The sequence below is a fragment of the Cellulosimicrobium sp. BMG9.22 genome, from assembly GCF_059159975.1.
In genome coordinates this window covers 34,986-53,181 of record NZ_JBZGBY010000023.1, presented here as the reverse complement: position 1 = coordinate 53,181, position 18,196 = coordinate 34,986, and the positions used below count along the sequence as shown (strand labels likewise).

At 72.1% G+C, this 18,196-nt stretch carries 13 protein-coding genes; 5 read left to right on the top strand and 8 right to left on the bottom strand.

Annotated features, from left to right (window positions below):
• Positions 1-8 precede the first annotated feature (8 nt).
• On the bottom strand, positions 9-1,625 hold the full coding sequence (locus tag AC4H2H_RS14955) for an anchored repeat ABC transporter, substrate-binding protein (RefSeq protein WP_494371605.1): 1,617 nt from the start codon (positions 1,623-1,625) through the stop codon (positions 9-11).
• Positions 1,622-5,494 carry a TIGR03773 family transporter-associated surface protein gene (locus tag AC4H2H_RS14950; RefSeq protein ID WP_494371604.1) on the bottom strand — a complete coding sequence of 1,291 codons (3,873 nt, stop codon included), beginning with the start codon at positions 5,492-5,494 and terminating at the stop codon, positions 1,622-1,624. The genes AC4H2H_RS14955 and AC4H2H_RS14950 overlap by 4 nt, the downstream gene beginning before the upstream one ends.
• Before the next feature lie 309 nt (positions 5,495-5,803).
• On the opposite strand from AC4H2H_RS14950, the gene AC4H2H_RS14945 reads away from it, so the two are divergent.
• Positions 5,804-6,523 (top strand): LAVTG motif-containing sortase-dependent surface protein, encoded by a 720-nt coding sequence (locus tag AC4H2H_RS14945; protein WP_494371603.1) that lies wholly within the window; start codon positions 5,804-5,806, stop codon positions 6,521-6,523.
• A 97-nt stretch (positions 6,524-6,620) separates the two neighbouring features.
• On the opposite strand, the gene AC4H2H_RS14940 is transcribed toward AC4H2H_RS14945, so the two are convergent.
• The 5 genes from AC4H2H_RS14940 to AC4H2H_RS14920 all read right to left on the bottom strand — a co-directional run bounded on the left by AC4H2H_RS14940 (position 6,621) and on the right by AC4H2H_RS14920 (position 12,706).
• Positions 6,621-7,556, bottom strand: a complete 936-nt coding sequence (locus AC4H2H_RS14940; RefSeq protein WP_494371602.1) for a hypothetical protein — start codon at positions 7,554-7,556, stop codon at positions 6,621-6,623.
• Complete coding sequence (locus AC4H2H_RS14935; RefSeq protein ID WP_494371601.1) at positions 7,553-8,131, bottom strand: DUF6318 family protein; 579 nt, start codon at positions 8,129-8,131, stop codon at positions 7,553-7,555. Before AC4H2H_RS14935 ends, AC4H2H_RS14940 begins: the two co-directional genes overlap by 4 nt.
• 221 nt (positions 8,132-8,352) lie before the next feature.
• On the bottom strand, positions 8,353-11,664 hold the full coding sequence (locus tag AC4H2H_RS14930) for a DEAD/DEAH box helicase (protein ID WP_494371600.1): 3,312 nt from the start codon (positions 11,662-11,664) through the stop codon (positions 8,353-8,355).
• A 104-nt stretch (positions 11,665-11,768) separates the two neighbouring features.
• Positions 11,769-12,095 (bottom strand): type II toxin-antitoxin system TacA family antitoxin, encoded by a 327-nt coding sequence (locus AC4H2H_RS14925; protein ID WP_494371599.1) that lies wholly within the window; start codon positions 12,093-12,095, stop codon positions 11,769-11,771.
• A 104-nt stretch (positions 12,096-12,199) separates the two neighbouring features.
• The gene (locus AC4H2H_RS14920) at positions 12,200-12,706 is read right to left on the bottom strand and encodes a GNAT family N-acetyltransferase (RefSeq protein ID WP_494371598.1); all 507 of its coding nucleotides are present in this window, start codon (positions 12,704-12,706) and stop codon (positions 12,200-12,202) included.
• 352 nt (positions 12,707-13,058) lie between these two features.
• Here AC4H2H_RS14920 and AC4H2H_RS14915 point away from each other — a divergent pair, with 352 nt between their 5' ends.
• Positions 13,059-14,891 (top strand): hypothetical protein, encoded by a 1,833-nt coding sequence (locus AC4H2H_RS14915; protein WP_494371597.1) that lies wholly within the window; start codon positions 13,059-13,061, stop codon positions 14,889-14,891.
• Positions 14,892-15,032: 141 nt separating this feature from the next.
• Here AC4H2H_RS14915 and AC4H2H_RS14910 read toward each other — a convergent pair whose 3' ends face one another.
• On the bottom strand, positions 15,033-15,716 hold the full coding sequence (locus AC4H2H_RS14910; protein ID WP_494371596.1) for a hypothetical protein: 684 nt from the start codon (positions 15,714-15,716) through the stop codon (positions 15,033-15,035).
• Positions 15,717-16,021: 305 nt separating this feature from the next.
• Here AC4H2H_RS14910 and AC4H2H_RS14905 point away from each other — a divergent pair, with 305 nt between their 5' ends.
• From AC4H2H_RS14905 to AC4H2H_RS14895, 3 genes are read left to right on the top strand one after another with little or no spacing between them, the layout of a single operon-like run.
• Complete coding sequence (locus AC4H2H_RS14905; RefSeq protein WP_494371595.1) at positions 16,022-16,420, top strand: GntR family transcriptional regulator; 399 nt, start codon at positions 16,022-16,024, stop codon at positions 16,418-16,420.
• 5 nt (positions 16,421-16,425) lie between these two features.
• Positions 16,426-17,397, top strand: coding sequence for an ATP-binding cassette domain-containing protein (locus AC4H2H_RS14900; protein WP_494371594.1), 972 nt, complete (start codon positions 16,426-16,428; stop codon positions 17,395-17,397).
• Positions 17,394-18,185 (top strand): hypothetical protein, encoded by a 792-nt coding sequence (locus AC4H2H_RS14895; protein ID WP_494371593.1) that lies wholly within the window; start codon positions 17,394-17,396, stop codon positions 18,183-18,185. Before AC4H2H_RS14900 ends, AC4H2H_RS14895 begins: the two co-directional genes overlap by 4 nt.
• Positions 18,186-18,196 lie beyond the last annotated feature (11 nt).

The window sequence follows — 18,196 nt, the reverse complement described above, 5'->3', positions numbered from 1 at the left end:
GGGCGCGCTCACGTGAGGCAGCGGCGCAGGGAGTCGGCGTTCGCGCGCATCATGTCGACGTAGGTCGTGACGTCGTGGTCGAACGCGTCGGAGTAGATGGGGCACACCTGGACGCCGTTCTCCGTCGCGACCTCGGTGAGCACGGATGACCGCGCGGCGAGGTTCGGCTCGAGGAACACGGCGGGAACCTGCAGCGTCCGGACCGTCTGCGTGAGCTTCGCGCGCTCGGCGACGCTCGGCTCGGTCGCGGGGTTGGGGGTGACGAAGCCGGCGATCTCGACGTCGTAGGCCTTGCCGAGGTAGGCGAACGCGTCGTGCGTCGTGATGAGGTACCGGTGCGAGCGAGGGATGGCCGCGAGGGTGTGCTCGACGTACGCGTCGGTCTCGTCGAGCGTCCGCAGGTAGGCCTCCGCGTTGGCGCGATACTCCTCCGCGCCCGCCGGGTCCACCTCGACGAGCGTGTCCCGCATGATCTCCACGTACGCCTGCGCGTTGCGCACGTCCTGCCACAGGTGCGGGTCGATCTCGCCGTGCACGTGCTTGCCGAGGACCGCCTGGGGCAGCTGGTAGACCTGCTCCCCGGCCCGGCCGAGGAAGCGGAAGTCCGGGCCTACCGGGACGGGCGCCAGCGCCTTGTTCGGGACCGCGATCACGGTGTCGTGCAGGTCGTGCACGTGGTGGTGGCCGCCCACGTCCTCGGCGGAGTCGGAGGAGATGACGATCTCCCCTGTGTCGAGCTGCACCGCCAGGTCGGCGTGCCCGCCGTCGAGCACCTCGGCGCCCTCCATGCCCGGCACCGAGTAGGGGTCGACGCCGACCGCGAAGGTCACCGTCGACGCGCCGGACGGCACGGGGTCCGCCTCCGGCGTCGGCAGCAGCTCGGCCTCCAGGTCGAGGCGGTACACGCCCGGCTCGGAGAAGGTCCAGCTCATGTGGGTGTGGGCGTCCGTGGGCAGGGTCACCGCGTCACCCCCGCCGTCGCCGGTCGACCTGTCGAACCCGTCGGCCGAGTCGAAGTACACCCGGGGGTTCCCGAACGTCTCCGTGAGGTAGCCGGTGAGCTGCCCGGGCCCGTCCAGGCCCGTGGCACGGAGGCGCACGTCGGACGAGCGCGTCGCGCCGTGCTCCGTCCCCGTGCCGCTCACGGCGAGCCCGAGCCAGATCGTGTCGAGGTTGACGTTCTCGACGAGCGGGATGACCTCGGCCGCGTACTTCACGGCCGACTCGGCGAGCGAGACGTTCGGAACACCCTCCGGCAGGTTCGCGTCGAGCATCTTGATGATGTTGTGCTCCTCCAGCAGCATGTAGTTGCTGAAGGCGACGTCCGCGTAGACGACGTCGCGCACGTCGCGCAGCGACGGCTCGTAGGAGTGCGGGTCGCCGCCCTCGGGGACGAGCGAGGTGACGGTGGCGCGGTCACCGCCGACGTTGCGGGCGAGGTCGGCGAGGACCCCGGTGGTCGCGACGACGCTCAACCCGTCGGCGGGGTCCGCAGCATCCGGCGCCGGAGCGCACCCGGCGGTGACCACCAGCACGCCGGCGACGACGCTCGCGAGCGCGCCGGCGGCACGTGGGCCCGGCGTCGTGCCGTGACGCGCACGACGCGCGCGGTCGGCGAGGTTCATGCTCCTGCTCTCCGTGCGGTCGGCGTCGGTCGGTCGAGAGACGGTGTCGCGCCGCGCCGGCGAGCGACGCCGACGAGCACGCCGCCCGTGCCGAGCAGCAGCACGCCGAGGGCCAGCGCGGAGGCCGGGTCGGCCCCCGTGGCGGCCAGGGCGGCCTTCTGGTCGGCGCTCAGCTCGCAGCTCTCGCCCGACGCCGTCTTCCCGACGTACGTCGTCTTCGTCGCCATGCCGGAGCTGTCCCCCACGGAGAAGGTGAGGGTCGTCGTGTCCGAGACCGTCCCGCCGCTCGTCAGGGGCACGGACAGCGTGAAGGTCACCTTGTACACGCCCTGCTCGGTGAACGCCCAGTTGCCGTGGACGTGCTGGTTGAGCGGCACCGCGGTGCTCTTCGGGAAGCCGTCCAGCGTCCCGAAGTACCTGGTGCCCACGCCCCCGAAGTTCCCGGTGGCGTACACGCCGAGCTCTCCCGGACCGTCGACCGAGTCGAGGGTGTAGGTGACCGGCCCCGCCGCCGCCTCGACCAGGGTCGGGTGCTGGGTGTTCCACCCGAGCCACGGCACGCCGGCCTCCTGGACCTGACCGATCGACCAGATCGGGGAACCCGGCTCGCCGAGGAACGCGAACTCGCCACCGGCGGGCACCTCGTCCTTCGCCGCGTCGCCGAGGCGGAACGTCACGGCACCCGGCGCGACCCATGTCGGGGGCTGCTCGCGGTCGTCCTTCACCGTGGCGACGAGGTCGCCGTCCTCGACGCGGGAGCCGAAGTCGAAGTGACCGTCGGTCACCCCGGCGAGCGCCGGGGTCTTCACCGCGTTCGTGACGGGCGAGGGGAGGCACGGCTCGGGCGCCGACGTCCCGGCGCCGTTCGGGCCCTGGCCACCACCGCCGCCCGTGCCGCCCGGTCCGTCGTCGTCCGCACCGCCCCCGGGACCGGCACCCGGACCCGGGACGACGGCCGCGGTCGCGGCGAACGGCGCCCAGCCGACGAGGTCGCCCGACGTCGCGTCGTACACGGCGAGCTTGTGCGGCCCGACGTCGAGGGACGTCGGGACCGTGACGCGCACCGCGCCGGCCCGCGCCGTCGCCGTGCCCGCGCTCGTGGGCTCGGAGTACGCGTACGCCACGACCTCCTGCCCGTCCACGAGTGCGGGAGCGGACGCGACGGCCGGGTCACCGGGCGCGTACGACGCCTTGTCGAGCGTCAGCCCGCCGCGGTTCGCGTCGGTCAGCTCCTCGTCCGGGAGCGGCGTCCACGACGGTGCGTACGCCCCGACACGGACGTGGTAGTCCGCGGCCGCGCCGACGATCCTCCCGCCGTCGACCGTCCTCAGGCTCGGCGTCACGGTGAGGTGGTAGTCGCCCGCGGCCGTGAAGACCCAGTTCGTGTGGACGTGGGCGTCGGCCGTGACCGGGATGGTGCCGCCGGACGACGCCGTGGTGTCCACGTGCCGGTTGACCGGGTTGCCGAACGAGTCGTTCTGGAAGGTGAAGACGTCACCCGGCCCCTCGACCGACACGTCGAGCTCCACCGGCGAGCCGGCGGCCAGGCTGATCCCGGAGCCCTCGAGCGACGGGAGCAGACGCTCGGTGCTCCAGCCCACCCAGGGCAGGAACTCCTGCTCGGCACCCGTCTGCGAGCCGACCCACGCCTCCTGGCCGCCGTGCTCGCCGAGGAACGACCACGCGCCCTCGGCGGCGGGCAGCCGCTGCAGGCCGCGCTCGTCCTGGTACGCGATCGTCACGTCGGCCGGGGAGCGATACGCCGAGCCCGGGCCGTAGATCCGGGTGTCGTCCTTGACGGACAGCACCGGAGCGCCCGACGCGTCGTCGTACGTCACCTCGAACCCGTCGACGTGGCCGCGGGAGAGCACGAACTCGCGGTTCGGCTCCGACGCGCCCGGCGAGGGAACCGGCCCGGGCTGCTCCTCGCCGACCTGGAAGGTGTAGGTCTCCGTGTCGCTGACCAGCGGGGTGCCGTCGGAGAGCGAGCCCTTCGCCGTGACATGCAGTGTGTAGGTGCCCTGCTCGGTGAAACCCCAGCTCGTGTGGACGTGGGCACCGACGCGGACCGGCACCACGTCCGGCTCGTCGTCGCCGCTGTCGAAGTGGACCTGCGGCGACCCGCCGAGGCCGCCGGCCCACGCGGAGACGCTGCCCGGGCCCTCGGCCTCGATCTCGTAGCGCAGGTCGGACGCCGTCACGCCCTCGGGCAGGCTCTTCTCCAGGCGCTCGGTGGTCCAGCCCGGCCAGGGCAGGCCGTCCGTCTGCGACGACGGCAGCACGTAGACCTGCTCGCCCGCCGTCCCGAGGAAGTCGTAGCCCTCCACGGGCACTGCCAGGGCGCTCAGCACGGGGTCGACGGAGACGGTCACGGCGCCGGGCGTGCGGTCGACGGACCGGTTCGAGTGCTGACGGGAGTCGTCGACGACGGCGAGCGTGAGACGACCGGCGTCGAGGTAGAGGTTGAACAGGTCGATGTGGCCCTCGCTGAGCACGACGGGCGTCTCGTCGCGGACGGGTGCCTCCCACGGCATCTCCCGGACCTCGGGGACGACGACCGGCTCGGACGTGGCGAGCTCGGCACCGGACAGGTCGAGCGCGACCACGCGCCACGAGTCGCCCTCGACCTCGTCGTTCGCCCGCAGCGCCAGCGACGCCTCGGTGAACACCGTCGGGAGGACCGGGGTGAACGTGGTCGCGCCGGCGTCGCGGCTCTCCCAGCGGAACGTCGCTCCCTCGACCGCGGGCTCGAGCGTGGCCTCGAGGTAGATCGTGCTGTCGAGCGCGTACACGTCCTCGAGCGGGGCGAGCGTCACGGTGTGCGTCGACGGAGCGGCGGCGACGGCGAGCGCCACCGGCTCGGACGTGCCCGCGGCGCGATCGCCGTCGAGCAGCACGGCACGCACGCGGGCGCCGTCGTCGGTCAGCGCCATCCGGCGCTCGTACGTGGCGCCCGTGACGCCGTCGACCGGCGCGTACTCGTCGCTGCCCGCGGCCGCGACCTCCCAGCGGTACGTCGACAGCTCGGTCACGGGCTCCTGGGTTGCCGTGAACGTCGCCGTCGAGCCCTCGACGTGCTCGGCGGCGTCGGTCGCGACGGACAGCGAGGTCGTCACGGGCTCGGGCGCCTGCTCGCCGATGCGGACGTGGTACGTCGCAGGGTCACCGGTGATCGTGCCGTGCTCGGTGGTCGTGAGGGACGGCGTGACGACGAACGTGTAGTCGCCCTCGGCGGTGTAGATCCAGTTGGTGTGGACGTGCGCGTTCGCGGTCACCGGGATGGTCCCGCCGGCCGACGTCGTCGTGTCGACGTACCGGTTGATCGGCTCGCCGAACGACCCGTTCTGGAACGCGAGCACGTCTCCGGGGCCCTCGATGCGAACGTCGAGCGAGACCGGCTGCCCGGGTGCAGGCGTGATGCCCGTGCCGGTCAGGCTGCCCAGCAGCCGCTCGGTGCTCCAGCCGACCCAGGGGGCGTAGGTCTGGTCGCTGCCGGTCTGGCTCGCGATCCACGCGTCGGTGCCGCCGTGGACGCCGAGGAAGGCCCAGGCACCGCTCGCCGGCGGGAGCGTCTGGACGAGGCGCGCGTCCTCGTAGGCGATGGTCGTGGTCTCGGGCGCCCGGTAGACGGAGCCGGGCTCGTAGATCCGGGTGTCGTCCTTGATGCTCAGGACGACCTTGCGGGTCGCCGGGTCGTACGTCGTCTCGAAACCGTCGACGTGGCCGTGCGTGAGCACGTGCTCGCGGTCGGCCGGCGCGGCGGACGCTGTCGCCAGAGTGCCGCCGAGGACGGGGACCACGAACGACGCCACCAGGGCGAGCACGCCCAGGACGGCCATGAAAGGTCTGCTGCGGGTGGTGGGTGACACGAGGTGTTCCTCTCTAGGCCGCCGAGGAGGGCGGCGGTGACGGGCCGCTCGCTCTGGCACGACGCAACCTCGCCGGACTATACATACCGATACTCGTTCTCAACAACGCTCGACCGGCGCGGCGCCTGCTGCCGCGGATTTGAGCCGCAGGGCTCCACCCGCACGACGACGTACCCCCGGCGACTGCGCCGGCATGGACGAGACCTCTGGATCGTCCGCTAATGATCACTACTATCGTTAACACCGTCTCGAAAGGAGTCTCTATGAACACTCAGGGATCGACGACGACACGACCACCTCGGTGACACGTTGTCGCTGACCGCGAAGCAGGACCCGGACACGGGTGAGGACCGCTGGCACTGGTTCATCAAGCCGGCCGGTTCCGACGAGTACACCGAGATCCCGGGCGAGCTGACGGCGTCGCTGACCAGGACGGTCGAGGCAGCGGACGACGGTGCGAGCATCATCGCCCGGCTCTACGACCACGACCACGCGGTCATCGCCGAGTCCGTCGCGGCCACCGTGACCGTCGATGTCGCGATCGAGGACCCACGCCCCGGCAAGCCGGACGGTGCTCCGGCCGGCCGCACGGCAGCTGACCTCGACGGCGCGCCGGAAGGGGGGATCGAGCTCGAATCCTCGATGATCGCGCCCGGGGACTTCCTACTGGTGAACCTGCCGGAGAAGCACGCGCACGCGTGGGTGGCCGCCTGGCTGTTCTCCACACCGACGCTGCTGGGTGACGACTGGACGCAGAGCAGCGCCACCGGCGAGATCACGGTCCAGATCCCGGCCGACACCCCGCCCGGTGCACACAGGATGGCGGTCTTCGCCTCCGACGGCTCACTGATCGGATGGGCAGACGTCACCGTCGCAGAGGACCGCGACGCGGCTCCAGGAACCGCCGGTCTTGCCAGCACCGGCGGATACGTGCCGCTCGCAGTCATCGTCCTCGCCACCATGCTCACGCTCGCGGGCGTGGACCTGGTGGCGATCCGCCGCCGACGGCACGCCGCCGCGAAGGGTTAGCCCTAATCGGGTGGGGCGTGGCACACCGCGCCCCGCACTCCGCTCAATGAGGCACGCCGGTCGCCTGCGCCCTGATGTCGGTGTCTCGCCGCTGTGCTCAGCTGTCAAGGTCGTCGGTGACGAGGCGGGAGCGGGCTTCGTAGACCTGGAGCGGGTCGGCGGTGGTCGTGGTGGTGGCGGTGCCGGTGACGTCGGTCCAGGTCGGGGTGCCGGTGATGCGGAACTGCCCGGTCCAGGTCGTGGTGAGCGTGATGTGCACGACGTCGGCGGGCTGGTCGTAGGTGTGGGCGACGGTCTCGTGCGGGTAGGCCGCGCCGGGGTCGGTGGTGACGAGCGGGTCCGTGCCGTCGCCGTAGTCCCACGTGTAGGTGTCGGGAACGGCGCGGATCTGGACCGGGATGCCGAGCAACGTCGTGTCCAGGATCTGCTCGCCGGGCTCGGTGTACGTGATGGTCGGGACGTTGACCAGCGTCCACCCGTTCGGGGGCTGCACGACGATGGGTGACGGGGTGAGGGTCAACGTGGCGAGCGCGCGTTCGGCCTCTCCGGCGAGGTCGGCGGGGGTGACGCACGACTGGTCGGCGACGGGGTCACCGGCGGCGGACCAGTCGCCGGGGGTGCCGTCGGCGCCGATCTCGCGGGTCTGGCGGTAGAGCGCGCCGAGGTAGTAGGAGTTGGCGTCGCACTCGAGGTTCTCGGCTTGGAGCCGCTCCCACTCGGCGCAGCGTCCGGAAAGGTCGGACGTCGGGTCGTCGAGGCCGTGGAACACCGCGCAGGTCGTCTGCTCGGCCCGGAAGTACTTCTCGGTCGCGGGACCCCCGTCGTCACCCGTCTCGTACGTCCTGCCGCCACGCGTTGCGGTCTCGGCCTCAGTGACGAACTGGTTGTCCTGCGCCCATGTGTTCACGTCCGCGTAGTCGGGCGGCGGCGTCGTCTCCGCGACGAGCGAGAGTGCCGTGGCGGTGATCGCGAGGGATACCGATCGAAGTGGCAGCGGTGCCCGCGAAGCGTTGAGGAAGGACGCAATCCTCACGGCGCTTCTCCGATCGTCACGACGATCCATGCGCCGTCTCGCGTTCCCATCTCAACGCGTTTGCTAGAAGTGCTGGCCTTTGAAGAGAACACTTCGGTCCCCTCGGCGTCGACGATGACGCTCGCCTCTTGACGAAATTCCAGATCAAGTGGCTGGATTCCGGTGCCCTCGTCCCGTACGTACTTCCCCGGGTCATCGACAGTGGCCGTCACCTCGCCACCGCTTGGGACATCGCCTCGCTGAGCGATTGTCTGGGCCTGATCCATCAGGCTCGAGCAAGTGCCGCACTCGGCGTGCGACATGGTCTCCCATTCGGATGTGTCGCCCGTGGCCATGACAAAGGGGTAGAGCTCCAGGAAGTACTCCGCCGCGGCGGCGGCACCCTCAACGTCGTCGCGGTCCATCGCCGCCGGACGTTCGGGCTTGATCGGCCCGGTCTCGGTGGGGCTCGGCTCAGGTGTCTCAGTCGGCGACGGCTCGACGCTCTCCTCGACCGACGGCGCCGGGTCCGGCTCGTCGCCGGTGCACCCGGCGACCACCATCCCCACGGCGACGGCGGCGCCCAGAGCGAGCACGCGCCGTCGGGCGCGGGACGAGACACGGACACGCTGAGACACGAGACCCCCTGCAGGTCGACGACGGCGACCCAGCCTGACGGCGGCGTCGCGCGGACTGCCCCAGAACCTAGCGAAATCTCGTGGTGGACGGAACCTCTCGTCCCGTCCTGTGGACAGCGGTCGCTGCGCTGCCGCCGGGCACGATCGTGAGCGGCAGTTGGCGCCCTCACCCGTCCCGATCAGGTGTCGGCGTCGAAGAGCCCGCGGACGTCGTCGGCGGTGAGGTTCTGGGAGAACACGTCCTCGCCGTCGCCCAGCACGGCCCCGACGAGTCGGGCCTTGCGCTCCTTGAGCGCCATGACCTTTTCCTCGATGGTCCGGGTGGCCACGAGCCGGAACACCATGACGTTGCGGGTCTGGCCGATCCGGTGGGTGCGGTCGACGGCCTGCGCCTCGGTCGCAGGGTTCCACCAGGGGTCGAGCAGGTACACGTAGTCCGCCTCGGTGAGGTTCAGCCCGAACCCGCCGGCCTTGAGACTGACCAGGAAGACCGGCGCGGTGCCCTCCTTGAACCCGCGCACGACGTCCGCGCGACGCCGCGTCGACCCGTCGAGGTAGGCGAACTCGATGCCGAGCGCCCGGCACCGGTCGGCGACGAGTGCGAGGTAGCTCGTGAACTGGGAGAAGACGAGGGCGCGGTGACCTTCGGCGACGACCTCGGTGAGCTGCTCGAACAGCACGTCGAGCTTGCTCGACGGAAGGCCCGCGTACGCCTCGGCGTCCACGAGGGTCGCGTCGAGCGCGAGCCGGCGCAGCGTCGTGAGAGACCGGAAGATCTCGATGCGGTTGCCGTCGAAGTCGTCGAGCAGCCCGAGCACTCGGGTCCGTTCGCGCTGCAGGCGGGTGTCGTAGGCGCGGCGGTGCTTGGGCGCGAGCTCGACCGACAGCACCTGTTCCTGCCGCTCGGGAAGCTCGGGCGCGACCTGCTCCTTGGTGCGGCGCAGCAGCAGGGGTCGCACGCGTCGCCGCAACCGCTCGACCTGCTGCTGGGCGAGGCTGCGCGTGTCGGCGTCGGCGTTCGGTCGCGACGCGACCTCGAGCGGCTTCGCGTAGTCCTCGCGGAACCGCTGCAGCGACGGGTACAGGCCCGGCGCGACGACGGCGAGCAGGGACCACAGCTCGACGACGGTGTTCTCCATCGGCGTGCCCGTGATCGCAAGCTTGAACGGGGCGCGCAGCGCGCGGGCGCACGCGTTGCCCCGCGTCGCGTGGTTCTTGACGAACTGGGCCTCGTCGAGGACGAGGCCCGACCACTCGAGCGCGTCGAAGAGCTCGAAGTCGAGGCGGAAGATCGCGTACGACGTCACGACGACGTCCGCGTCCGCGGCGTCGTCGGCGAGCGGCACCGGGGCGCGGGCGGCGGTCGTGTCGCGCACCGCGACGCGGAGCCCGGGCGCGAACCGCGCCGTCTCGGCCGCCCAGTTGCCCACCACGGACGCGGGCGCGACCACGAGGAACGGTGCGGACGCCGTCCGCTCGCGCGTGTGCACGATCAGAGCCAGCGTCTGCAGGGTCTTGCCGAGCCCCATGTCGTCGGCCAGGATGCCGCCCAGCCCGTGGTCGTAGCAGAACGCCAGCCACTCGAAGCCCGTGCGCTGGTAGGGGCGCAGCTCGGCCTTCAGGCCCGACGGCGCAGCGAGCGGTTCCGGGTGCGCCGCACCCTCGCCGGTGGTCAGGGCGAGGAGGCCACCGACCGAGGCGCGCCAGCGCTCGGACTGCTCGACGACGTCGGCCAGCTCCTCGAGCTCGCCCCACAGACTCGCCTGGTGGCGGCTGATACGCGTGCTCCCGATCTGGTCCGAGAGCCGCGCGGCTTCGTCGAGGAGCTCACGGAGGCGGTCGAGGGCCGGGTGCGCGAGGCGCAACCAGGACCCGTCGTCGAGCACCAGGCGGTCGTCACCCGCGGTGAGGGCGCGCAGCAGGGCGGGGAGCGGGACGGGCCGACCGTCGACGTCGACCGTCACGCCCAGGTCGAACCAGTCGACCTGGTCCGTCTCGGCGGCGCTGACCCGGACGCTCGGCGGGTCGTGCAGCTCGGTGTAGTCGGGGACGTCGCCCCGCTCGACGCGCACGTGCTCGACGTCCTCGAGCGCGGGCAGGAGCACCTCGGCCGCGTCGAGCGCGTCGAGGCCCGTGAGCACCTGCTGGTCCTGCGGACGCAGCGTCGAGAGGGCCGGGAGCGCGCAGATCGCGCGCTCGACGGCGGCGCGGACGCGTGCTTCGGACTCGACCTCCCGCGAGTCGGCGTCCAGGGCCGTCGCCTCGACCGGGCGGCGCACCGGGCTGCCCGACGACGGGTAGTCCCACCACCATTCGAGACGCGCGGCCGTGGGGGAGTCGAACGACGCCCGGACGACGAGGTCGGGCACCACGGGCTCGGGCAGCGTCACGGTGCGGTCCGTGCTCGCGACGGTGACGTGGCGGGACAGGCGAGGGTAGTACTCGGACCAGAACTGCGCTGTGTCCGCGGCGGGCACGGTGAGCGCGCCGGCGTCGAGCAGCCCGGTCGCGAGATCGGTGACGACGCCGGGGCCGCGGCCGAGGCGCAGCACCTGCCGGGCGCCGTCGGCCTCGAGCGCGAACCAGCCCTCGTCGCCGGCGGGGCCGTAGGCGACGGCACTCGTGACGGGCGCGCTGTCGATCTCCAGGACCGGGGCGAGGCGCAGGCCCGAACCCGAGTCGCCGACGTCGAGCACCACGCGCGCCTCCGCGGCGACCTCGACGTCGGTCTTCTTCGCCGTGCCGACGAGCGGCACGCCCAGCTCGACGGCCCGCGCGAGGTGCGGCCACAGCAGCCGGGGCGTGAACGCACCGAGGTCCTCCCAGTCGCTCACCGTGTACCGGTGCGACCCCGCGCCGCGCATCCCCGCGAGCTCGCGCAGCCACTCGTGCGCCTGCGGCTCCCACCGCTCCCCGCCGTATCCGAGGGCCGACCACGACATCCGGTACGTGGACGACCACCCGCCCTTGGCCCCCTGCTCGACCGGACGCACCGACAACGAGCACGGCCCGGAGGCGCTGCGTCCGATGCCGTCGACCCGCACCTGCAGCCCTACGGGTGTAGTCCCGGGCCGGGCCGGGGTGGGCGTGGCGGAGGCGAGGGGGAGCCGGTCGAGGGTCTGTCGCCACGCCGGCACGACGGCGGCCCGCCCGGCCCGTGGCGACGCCGCACCCGGGAGCGCGCCCCCCGCGGCGAGCTCGCCCGCCTCGAGCAGCACGGCGGCGGCGTGCTTGCAGTCCGTGCCGACGGGGCACGAGCAGTCTGCGCCGGCGAGGTGGAGCGCTGTCCCCATGCGGTCGAAGTAGACGGAGCAGCGGTAGACGTTGCGACCCTGGCCGCGCACGCGGCCCTCCAGCACGAGCTCGCGGCCGTCCCAGTGCACCTCGAGAACCCGCCCCTCCCGCTGGTAGGCCGCGCCGCGCTGGGCGGAGCGTGATCCCACCATCCGCGCGATGTCGGCCGTCTTCACAGCGCGGTAGAGAACAGCCACCGCGACATGATGTCACGGCCTCGACGGGGTCGGGCCGGGGTCCCGCGGCCAAGGTGTCCCTCCTCGGCGCGCGGCAAGGGTGCGCGCTCGTCACGTCGAGCAGGTCAGTGTGCGACCGTGGTGCGCGCCCCCTGCTCGCCGAACTGCTCGCGTACCTTGCGGATCGCCGCTGCCAGCTCGGGGATGACGCGGGGCTCCTCGTCGAGGGCCGCCTCGATCTGGTCCATCTCCGCGGCGGTGAGCCGCATGACGCGATCGCTCATCAGGACGTCGCGGGCACGCTCCATCGCCGCGCCGAGCACGAACGACGTGACGTCCTGCTGCTGCGCGGCGGCCGCCTCGCGGATGGTGTCCAGCGCCTCGGGGGAGATGCGCACGTTGAGGCGTGCGGTGCGATCGGTGGTAGCCGGATTCTGAGCAGACGAGGTCATGGTGGTTCCTCACATAACCGGTGGTGAGCCGGACAACGCCCGGTGGTGAGCCGGGCTGTGGCTGGTCTCTCGTGCACCCACTGTACGCACGAGGTGTGTACCGGTCAATCGAGATCCGCGAACGTCACCCGCAAGGTCTTGGTCGTCATGAAGAGTCTGAGGGGATGAGATTGAAAACGCTGGAACCCGTGCTTCAGGTAGAAGCAAGCCGCGTCCTCGTGCAGCGCGTCCACGACGACGAGCTCGAACCCGATGTCGTGCGAGGCGCGCTCCAGACGCTGCAGCGTGTCGATCAGCAGGAGACGCCCGACCCCTGCGCCCTGGTATCGACGGTCGACGGCGAGGCGCGCAACGAGGACCGCAGGCAACGGGTAGCGACGGGCTCTGCCGAGCGCGGCGCTCGCCTCGTGCGGGTCAAGGCGGTGCGTCACGGTCGTCGCGTAGCCTGCGATGCACCCCTCCTTCTCGTCGAGCATGAGGAAGGTTCGTGTGGCATCGCGCTTCTCGTTCTGGCCGGCGTAGTGCTTGAGCCAGTCGTCGAGCACCGGCTCGCCGCAGTCGAACTCGCTGCGCTGGACGAAGAGCTTGTCGAACGGGCGTGTGATCAACATGCTTCCCCCTACTCGTCGAGCGCCTTGATGAGCGCGTCCTTCGCGTCGGCATAGAACAGGAACGACACCTTCGTCGCGACCTCGTCGCTCACCGCCGAGGCTGTGTCGGACGGTGCCATCAGGATGTGTGCTCCACTGCTCGGTCGGCAGGCGTCGGCGCGGCTCCAGGGTCGGCGCGCGTCCACCATGTCCACAAGGCCATGCGTACATGGCAGAAAGTAGCGGGGTCTGCCGACAACGGTTGATCTGTGCCCGACGAGACCGCGCTGGAACCGCTCGGCCTGAACCGTGTGAGGAGGGATCGGCGTCGGCGGGGTCGCTCACGCGGGATCGCGGTCACTACGCTGGACCGATGGCCCGCGACAAGCGACACCGCCGACCGCACCGACGTCCGCACCAGCAACGGCACCTGTCCGCCGTGCCGACCCGCCCGGCGCACGAGCCGGACCCCGAAGAGCTGGAGCTCTTCCAGGAGATCCGGGCCGCGCTGCGCGCGGAATCGCCGCTCGACCTGCTGGCCTGGGTCTCGGGAATGGTCGAGGTGGGTGAGCCGCGCTCGCCGTCAGTCCCGGGCTTCCTGGGCCTCGACGACGATGACGACGACGACCTGGACGTTCCCGTCACGCTCGACCTCCTCGTCGAGTCGTTCGCGCACACCCCGTTCGCCGAGACGACGGCGGTGCTCGAGGCGATCCGCGCGTTCACCCGGGAGGCCTCCCTGCGAGGGCGGGTCGACGAGATCCTCGCGGGCCGCCGTCATCCTCTGCCCACGTGGCTCGCGCGACTCGAGGAGGCGCGCCCGGCCGGGGACGTCCTGCACCTCACGCACGTGCTCGGCGACGGGGACGACTACCTGTTCGGCGTCCGGTTCGCCGACGGCGCGGAGATCACGGTGCTCGTGTACGTCGACCACAACCTCAACGGCGCGGTGAAGGACGCGTTCGTCATCCCCGATACGCTGCGCGCGGTCTCCGCCCAGATGGTCGAGATCCTCGAGCCGGGCCAGAAGCTCGAGCCCACAGACGCGGCGACGGCCCGCGCCGTCGTCGAGCAGGCGCTCGCGTTCGGCGCGTCGTTCGTCCCGCCGATCGAGTCCGAGACATGGCCGATGCAGCGCCCGCTCGTCGAGTGGGCGGTGGGCCTCCTGCCCGACGGCGGTGTCGCGCCCGACGTCGAGCCTGTCGCCGACGAGGACGTCGACGCGGTCCTCGACGACTTCCTCGCATCTCCCGAGGGTCGCGACCTCGCGGTCGAGGACGCGCGAGGGCTCGCGCAGCTCGCGCTGCGCTTCAGCGCCGACTACACCGGCGGCGACCCGTTGCGCTGGAGCCCGGTCAACGTCGAGATCTTCCTCACCGACTGGGTGCCGCGGAAGGTGATGGCCGGGGCCGACTATTTGGAGCCGCTCCCCGACGTCCTCGCGGCGCTCGTGCCGTACGCGCACCGGGTGCGCTGCGTGGAGTCCACGTTCACGAGGGACACGCTCATCGCGATCGCACACCTCGTGCCGGTGTACTCGCGAGCGATCAGCGACGACCGCGAGCCCACGCCCGGGCTGCAGGCGCTCCTCGACACGTTGGGGCTCGACTCGGTCGACGAGCTCGCACAGTACGAGCCCGAGGATCTGCAGGCCATGCTGGACGCTGCCCAGGGCGAGCCGTGGTCCCCGGAGGCGTACATGCGCCGGATGCTCGTGGCCGCCGTCGGCAGCGAGGAGGCGCTCGAGTCCCTCGACGACGCGCCGTTGCCGGACGACGGCTTCGACTGGTCGGGCGTCCCCGACGACGTCCACGACACGGTGGCGGCGTGGCTCGAGCTCTGCGACCGGTGCGCGGACGCGCTGTTCGACGTCGAGCACCGCACCGCGTTCCGCCGGTTGCTCGCGCGGCTCGCCGCCGTGGACCCTGCGATCTTCCGACGGCGCAACGCCTCGCCGGTGCGGGGTGCCGCCGCGGTCGTGTGGGCGGTCGGCCGGGCGAACGAGACCGTCGGGTGGGGCGGGGGCGTCGCCGTGAAGGACCTCACGGCGTGGTTCGGGATCAAGGGGTCGCTGTCCGAGCGGGGGACGACGCTCGCGGAGGCCGTCGGAGGTAGCGCCGGCGGGCCGTGGCTGTCTCTGGCCGACCCGAGCCTGCTCGTCGGGTCTCGGCGCGCGCGACTCATTCACGACCGCGATCGCTGGTAGGTCGCGCCTGGGCCACCGCGGACGGCATCCGCGACGAGTCGCGGCCCGGTCGTCAGCCCTCGACCATGCGCGCCATGTTCTCGCCGTCCGCGAGGCCGACGATGTTGTCCGGCGTCGGTGGACACCCCGGAGCGGATGATCTCAGGGCGCGGTGCGCGTGCCGAGCATCGGAGCGAGCGTCCACAGGGCCAGCGCTGCGAGCACGTGCCACACGGCGTGGCCCTGGAGCGTCACGCCGAGCGGCCCGTCCGCGTCGCACAGCGGCCAACCGGGCCGGGTGAGCGTGCCGATCGTCCCGCCGACGGCGAGCAGCACCAGTGCGGTGACCGTGCGCCGTCGGACGGCGGGGCGTCGCCACGCGCGCCAGGTGCTCGCCGCGACCGCCACGACGGCGACGAGGACCTGGGTCGCCGTCGACGCCGGGATCGACACCGCGGCGAGCACCACGCTCACCACGGTGGGCGCGAGCCACCACCACGCCCGCTGCCGGCGCCCGGCGAGGTCCGCGACGGCGTCGGCCGCGACGAGCGCGAGCGCGCCGAGCAGCGGCGGGTCGTGGACGACCGGGTTCCACGCCGGCGACGGTCCGTGCTGGATCACGGAGCCCACGCCGATCAGCGCGACCAGGGCGCCGAAAGCGAGCCGGACGCGCGTGGCCGCTGCGTCGTCGGGCAGGGAGGGCGAGGCGCCCGACGGCGACCCTGGACGGGCGCGGAGCGCCGCCACCAGGATCGCGACGCCCGCGACGACGAACGCGAGGCTCGTCCACGTGCTCAGCGGCTCGGCCCACGGCGTCCCACCCGCGAGCTCGCATGCACCGTCCACGTGGCCTCCCGCGAAGTAGAACCGTGGTCGTCTACCAGAGTTCTACCTCGCCGGACCACGGTTCTACCTCGCCGGACCACGGTTCTGGCTCGGAAAAAGAACGCTCCACCGCTCTCACCTGGGGAGACGCGCCATGCCCTGGCGTGCGCTTTCCGCCCCACCACGGCGGGGCCACCGGCACCCGGGAAGCTACCTCGCGGCTCCACGCTTCTCCTCGGCGGAGGGGTTGCGGGAGCGGCAGCACCTGTGGTTCATTAGTGGAGTAATGAACCACCGAACACACGAACCGCGAGAGGATGGGCACCATGTTCGACGGACCTGAGCCCATCTATCTCCAGATCGCGCAGATGATCCGGGCGCAGGTGCTCGCGGGCGAGCTCGCGGAGGAGGAGCAGGTCATGTCGACGACGCAGTTCTCGACGACGTTCCGCATCAACCCGGCGACGGCGGCCAAGGCGTTCGCCGGCCTCGTCGACGAGGGCGTGCTCTACAAGCGGCGGGGCCTCGGCATGTTCGTCGCGCCCGGCGCACGCGAGAAGCTCCTCGCCGACCACCGCGCCCGGTTCTTCGACGAGGTGCTCGCGCCCGCGCTCGCGCAGGCGGACCTCCTCGACATCCCGACGGCCGAGATCGTGGACCACGTCCTCGGCCGGTCGCGACCCGACGCCGCTCCCGCCGGCCCGACCGACCCCTCCCCGAGGTGAGACCCGTGACCGCCCGGACCGCCAGCCAGCCCGCAGGCATCGCCACCGCGCCGGAGCCGTTCGGTGCCCGGCTGCGCGACGTCGTCATGCGCTACTCCCGCGACGACGATCCCGCGCTCGACGGCGTCACGCTGACCGTGCGCCCGGGCGTGATCACCGGACTGCTCGGCCGCAACGGAGCCGGGAAGACGACGCTCGCGGCGCTGCTGGCGGCGTTCCGCCGTCCCACCGCGGGCGAGGTCCTCGTCGGCCCCGAGGGGGGCGTCGAGGACCCGTTCGAGAACGTGTGGACGACCATGCACACCCAGCTCGTCCGCGAGAGCGGCGACGTGTGGCAGACGGACAAGGCGAAGGACACGCTCGCGTACTACGCGGACCTGCGCCCGCACTGGGACGCCGAGCTCGCCCAGCGGCTCCTCGACCAGTTCGAGGTCGACCCCCGCAAGACGCCGGCCGCGATGTCGCGCGGCAAGCGCTCGGCGCTCGGCGCGGTGATCGGCCTCGCGTCCCGGGCGCCGCTGACGATCTTCGACGAGGTGTACCTCGGCATGGACGCCCCGAGCCGGTACGCGTTCTACGACGCCGTCGTGGCCGACTACACCGAGCACCCCCGCACGATCGTGCTGTCGAGCCACCTCATCAGCGAGGTCGAGCGGCTGTTCGAGGACGTCGTGATCCTCGACCGGGGGCGCGTGCTCCTCGCGGAGAACGCCGACGACGTCCGCTCGCGCGGGGTGAGCCTCACCGGCCCGGCGGAGGTGGTCGAGCGGCACGTCGTCGGGCGGGAGGTGCTGGCACGCCAGCGGCTCGGCGGCACGGCGCAGGTGACGCTCTTCGGCGCCTTCGCCGACGGCGAGCGTGCGGCGGCCGTCGAGGCAGGGCTCGAGGTCGGCGCGGTGCCCGTGCAGGACCTGTTCGTGCACCTCACGCGCACAGACCGCGCCGGGACCGGGGCGGACGAGGAGGAGGAACGATGACCGCCACGACGCAGCACACCGCCGACCGTCGCGCGATCGAGGCCGCGGCCCACCGGCGCGGCGTCCGCGCGGTCGCCCGGTACTACATCGGCGGGACGTGGTACATCGGCGTGTGGTTCTGGGTCATCGCGCTCGCCGTGGGCGCGCTCGTCCTGTGGATCATGCGGCTCAACGACGAGGCCGACGCCACGGCCGTCGGCGGCGTCGCGGGCTCGGGGAGGTTCTTCCTCTTCGTGCTGGGCATCATCCTGCCGCTCATGACGATCGGGGTGCACGTCGCCGCGGGCGGCACCCGACGGTCCTACACCCAGGGCCTCTGGATCGGCGCGGTCGTCTCGGGCGTGACCTTCGGGATCGCGTCCGGCCTCGTCCACTGGGGGGCGTGGTGGCTGTTCCGGAGCAACGGCTGGCCGACCGAGCCCGCGACGACCCAGCTCTACACCGACGGCTCGCAGGTGCCGCTCGTGATGCTCGTCGAGGGTCTCTCCTGCGTCGTCTACTACCTGGCGGGCATGGTGATCGCCGCCGGGTTCTACGGGTTCGGACTCGCGCGCGGGGTCCCGCTCGCGCTCGTCGCGCTCGTCCCGGTCGTCGTCGCGGAGGTCTCCCTCCGCTCCGGCTACTTCGGCGACGCCCTCGCGCGCCTCGTCGCACTCGACGGCACGCCCGTCTGGTTCGCCGCCCTCGGCGGGCTCCTCGGGATCGTGCTCGCCGCACTCCTCCTCCGCGCCGTCCTGCGGGGCGCCGCGATCCGTCCGGTCGACTTCGCCGCGAGCGCCGGCGGCTGACCGGCAGCAGT